We start from the raw sequence: 4,764 nt of genomic DNA on the forward strand, positions 1-4,764 counted from the left end.
CCTAAAAACCTTCCCCTAAAAACCTTCCCCCACACCCTAAGAAAATGTACGACGAAGACGAACTAAGTTGGGAAGCACCCTCAAGATTCCCTGGCAAGCCGTTAAAAGATTTAACGAATTTAGAAACGCGCATTAACGAAGAAAGCAAATTGCTGAACGAGGCAGTTAGTGTGAATCGCTTAGATAAAGACGACCCTATATTTGAAGTACTGGAGGCGGTAAAGGTATTGAGAACGAGGGTTGACGGACTCAATAATTCGATCGGCATGTTTGGGGATTCGCTCCCCAAACAACTTAACGAAGTGATGCTATTGCAGGGAAGAACGATCGAAAACCGGATCGGCAGCTCAGTCTGCCAATATCTCCAACAACAAAGTAAGCCACAAGTCGATATCGCGCCGATCGTCAAAATTATTAACGACTCGGATCGAGATTCACAAGTCCAACTAGAGCGACAGACGCAAAATCTCAGTCGGATTGCCCTCACTCCCCAGAAAATTCCACCGCTCCTCTATGGCATTGTCGGCGGTTTGGGCTTGCTGAGTTTAATCGCCTCCGCTGTTACTTATAAAACTGTGGACGATAAGGTAAAAGTTGCTGAATGGGTAAATAGTGCGGATGGCAAATTAGCCAAACAAATTGTCATTGCTAATTCTGGTTTATTAACAGAGCAATGTCGCGCCTCTACTAAAAAACTCAAACAACCTGTTGTCATTCAGGGCATCGAGAGTAAAAAGGTTTGTTACGTAGCGATCCCATGAAATATTTATCGGCAAAGATGGCAATTTATTCTCTATATAGTCTGTCATTACTTTGGCTGTTATTTGGCATAATTCTAACCTCGATCTACATCAAAGATCGTTCTCAATTATCCTCATTTCATCTGGCTTACCAAGCTCTATGTTACTTCAATGCTGTTTTAATGTTTCCGTTTCGGATCGATGCTAATAGATTGCCATTAGTCCAAATAATATTCAAATTAACTGTTTGCGCGGTTTCAATTTTAATTATCGAACGTTACCAATGAAATTAACTAGATATAGCCTGTTCGCCGAAAAAACTCAAACCGATCGCGTTACCGATCTGCCTGCATACCGCGAGATTGCGGGCGAAACTCTCCTCGACCACTTTCTAGGGGACGAGCGGCTATATCTAGCTCAAAATAACGATTTTATTACGCAAGATGAGATCGATCGCAACGCACCAGAGGGAACCGAGTTACTGTTAGTCGATCGCGACGATCTGATCTACGGTTCGAGTGAGGCTAAAGCCAAGTTAAAGGCAGTACTGCCGATCGACTACCTAGCTGGAGCTTATGCCAGCGTCTTTAAAGGGGGGTGCGATCGGGTGAAGTTAGATCGCCCACTCAGGGTAGCTGTAGTGGATTTTAAGGACTATGACAGCGGCAATGCGAACATTCCCGCCGAATTATCACGCCAATTCGTCCACGACTCCTGCGGGGCGATCGATACTGCACTCCTCAAGGATGCGACTGGGAAGGAAAATGCCATTCAGTTTCGGTTGGGCTTAACGGGCGACGCTCCCACCTTTGCCAAAGGGATGTTAAACCCGATCGATCTCCAATCTCTGTTCCCCCCAGGCGAAGCTCCCGATGCGATCCTCTCTAGCGATAGCTTTAAGGGCAACAAAGTGGCTCCAGGCTGGTATGAGTACGCACCCCAAGAGCTATTTTTGGGAATTAAAAACGATAGCCTCAGAACCGACTCATCGATTAGCGAAGTCGTCTCGATCTATCCCGAAACGGCTGCTGACGTGCTGCCGATTGTCCATGCTAGAGCTAGAACCCTAGCCGCTAACAGTCGCGATATCGTGACGATGGCAGCCCAGGCTCTCAACGATTATTACTTGGATATTACCGATGAAGCAACGGCAGATCGGCAGGACGAGTTTAATACCGCCAAACTCATCGAAATGGCGTTAACGTCGGGGCGATACAATTTACTCGATTCCGCCCAGGTGAGAGATTGGCTGGAGGATCGGATTAATGCTTCCTGGAAAAACCTTTCATGCGCCGACATTCCCGAACTCAATAGCTATAACTCAACCGTATTACCTACTTGGGATCTCAAGTATGGGGAGGTGTGCGTCCCTTATCTCCCCGATGGCGAAGAGTTAACTTTTTGGCGATCGCCGATCGTCAACCGCACGGGGATCGTTACCGTCAAAAATAATCTCAAAGCGTGGGAAAATCTCCAGAAATTGGGGGCAGATCCCAACATCATTTACGTTAACGTCCAAACCCTCGATCGGATCGAAGCTGAAGATCCCACTACCTACGCTCGATTGCTGGCAGAATACGGTTCTAAAGCAAGGTTGGAGTCTGAGTTTCAGACTTTAATGGAACTAACCCAAATGGACTTCGATGGCGATACCGCTAACGTTATCGAGCGATCGCGGTTGCCTGAATTGTATGCTGCCGCGCATTCCAACCAACACCCCGATCGGAAGCTGGCTAATTTCCATAAAAGCGAGAAAAATCTGCCCGTCGATTGGACGCTGGCGCAAATTGCCGAACACATTCGCCCGAATTATGTCGGCGTAGTTTACTCGCATAAAAAGGCGATCGAGTTGAGCCGAGCAGAGATCGAACTGGCTATCGATCGAGACGATCGCCAATTAATGGATATTTTGGCAGCGGAGTATTTCCAAAAGACGCAAAAAATGATCTATAAAGCGGCGAGCGGCGACCTATTGGGCAGATCGATCGCCGCTTTCCAACAGCTCAAACAGGTCAAACTCCCGCCAGAAGTAGCAGCATCGGCACAAACTTTTATCGATGCTTTTCCAGAGCGAGAAATTCTCGAACTATACGGCGATTCGGGATTTAAGTTTGTGGTGGGAAAAATGGTTAGATTTCGAGCTAGCTTGAGTTTCATCGCCAATAACCATCCGCCTACGGATAAGAATTATTTAGAATTTACTACTCCCGATGGTAAGACTAAACGCAAAATTTCGGCTAAATTACTCGAAGCGATCGGGGATTTTCAAAAGCTCCCCTTGAGAAGTTTATTGGGTAAAGATATCGAAGCGGGCAAGCTGGATTTATATCTAACTCAATACGAAAAACTGTGCGCTTTGCTGCGTAAGGAAATCGACCCGAACCACTCGATCGTGTTGCACGGCGAAAACAGACAATTCGATCGTCAGACTAATTTATTTACTACCGTCGAGTTCTCCGAGTCCCAACAGTTAGAGGCGATTGCCGCCTTACCCTCTACCGATCTTCCCGCACGGCTGCGTCTGTACCAAAAGGTTTTAGATGCGGGAATTACTGCGACATCTCAGCTCAACCAGGACGCGGTGGATGTGTTTAAATCTGCCAACATTATCCATGACGAGAATTCCCAAGTCCTCGCTCGCGAATTGGCACGGGATCGGTTTGCCTCCGTCAGCGGTAAAACCCGATCTAGTGCCTATCGTGATGGCAATTTACCCCAGCCGAACGGTATCGCCGCACCCCACTTAATTCAGGAACTGTGCAACCAGAACTACGAAATTCCCTTTCGTGGCAAACAGGAAACCAGCAACCCCGATTTGATTGCGTCGTTTCGGGACATACCCGTATCTGCCACTGCCGCTGCAATTGCCAGGTTCTATCTAAGCGACGATCGCGAGATTATCGATAAATACAAGCAGTCAAGCCGGATCGAGGCAATTAATGGCGGTAGGAAAACCTATCTAGAGCTAAAACTCGGTCGGGGAGATGTGAAAATTTTCGCTCTCGATCCGCAGATCTTCAAAGATTTTCTCCAAAGGAACGACCCCATTCATTTCGACTTTACCGAGAAAGTAGCGAAAGTTGGCGATGCCCCTCTCGGTAAGCTCGATCCGGTGGCGTGCCAGCAATTAGCTAATAAATACCCTCAAGGATTGGAGTTAGATCGCCAGAACTTTGAAGCACTGCGAATCGCAGGTAACATCGACCTGGTGGCAACTCACGACGATCGCCGCGCCATTACTGCCGAACGTCGTGCCAATCTCGATCGATTGCGAGCTGCATTCGCTCTCGATCGGATCGAGCCGCTAGAAGCTCTCGCCGCCATCGCCCAAGCCACTAAAGGGGCGCGGACGGGTTATTTAGTTGCTGCTTACCCCGACGCGCTGTTGGCACATATTCAAGCGAGTACGGTAGATAATTTAATCCTCGACGATGGTGTCGCACTCGTTGGCGTTGGCGATAGCCTGCCGTTAGGCACAGCCTCGCCTTTGGCGAATCGAGCGCGGCAACAGTTGGGGACGACGGAATTCGATTTTTGCGTTGACGATCGCGGCACATTGGTAACATCTGCTGGCGCGGAACTTAAATTCTTACGCGATCGCCCGATGGCGGGCGACTATCGCATCGATAATCGGATTAGAGCCTCATCCCATCTCAAACCAGGGACGGTAGGTACGGGGCGGTTGGTGGCGGAAGCTTATCTCTACTCGCTCGGCATGGCAGGCAACAAGCGGGCGATCGTCAACAATCTGACTGAGGCGGGAAAACAGATTAGTGCCCAAATTTCCGCCACCGAACTCACCCTCGATCCCGTTAAAAGTTTGCCCTATACGATAAACGTGATGGGAATGGAGTGCCCGATCCGCGCTGCTAGCGAAGGACTGGTGGATCTCTGGGGTCGGATCGCTCGCTCGATGGCGGTGGAATTTAAGCAGTTCCGCTACAACCCGCTCGATCCCAGTACGGGCAAGCCGAGTTTTACGGCGGGTTTTTGAGGGAAAAAAGGGGGTTTTTTCCTCTGAAGG

General features: G+C 48.8%; 3 protein-coding genes. All 3 read left to right on the forward strand.

Annotation, left to right across the window (positions count from 1 at the left end; translation table 11 throughout):
- Positions 1–44 precede the first annotated feature (44 nt).
- The 3 genes from C7B77_RS24240 to C7B77_RS24250 are packed head-to-tail and all read left to right on the forward strand — an operon-like array spanning position 45 to position 4,734.
- The gene (locus tag C7B77_RS24240; protein ID WP_106310964.1) at positions 45–761 is read left to right on the forward strand and encodes a hypothetical protein; all 717 of its coding nucleotides are present in this window, start codon (positions 45–47) and stop codon (positions 759–761) included.
- A complete protein-coding gene (locus tag C7B77_RS24245; protein WP_106310967.1) occupies positions 758–1,027 on the forward strand; it encodes a hypothetical protein in 270 nt (89 codons plus the stop codon). The genes C7B77_RS24240 and C7B77_RS24245 overlap by 4 nt, the downstream gene beginning before the upstream one ends.
- Positions 1,024–4,734 (forward strand): hypothetical protein, encoded by a 3,711-nt coding sequence (locus C7B77_RS24250; RefSeq protein ID WP_106310970.1) that lies wholly within the window; start codon positions 1,024–1,026, stop codon positions 4,732–4,734. Before C7B77_RS24245 ends, C7B77_RS24250 begins: the two co-directional genes overlap by 4 nt.
- The last annotated feature ends 30 nt before the right edge of the window (positions 4,735–4,764 follow it).

This window comes from Chamaesiphon polymorphus CCALA 037, assembly GCF_003003845.1.
Lineage (GTDB): Bacteria > Cyanobacteriota > Cyanobacteriia > Cyanobacteriales > Chamaesiphonaceae > Chamaesiphon > Chamaesiphon polymorphus.

Bases quoted from the DNA above. Each gene is read 5' to 3' on its own strand.
- C7B77_RS24240 (WP_106310964.1), top strand. From the start codon at position 45: ATGTACGACGAAGACGAACTAAGTTGGGAAGCACCCTCAAGATTCCCT.
- C7B77_RS24250 (WP_106310970.1), top strand. From the start codon at position 1,024: ATGAAATTAACTAGATATAGCCTGTTCGCCGAAAAAACTCAAACCGAT.
- C7B77_RS24245 (WP_106310967.1), top strand. From the start codon at position 758: ATGAAATATTTATCGGCAAAGATGGCAATTTATTCTCTATATAGTCTG.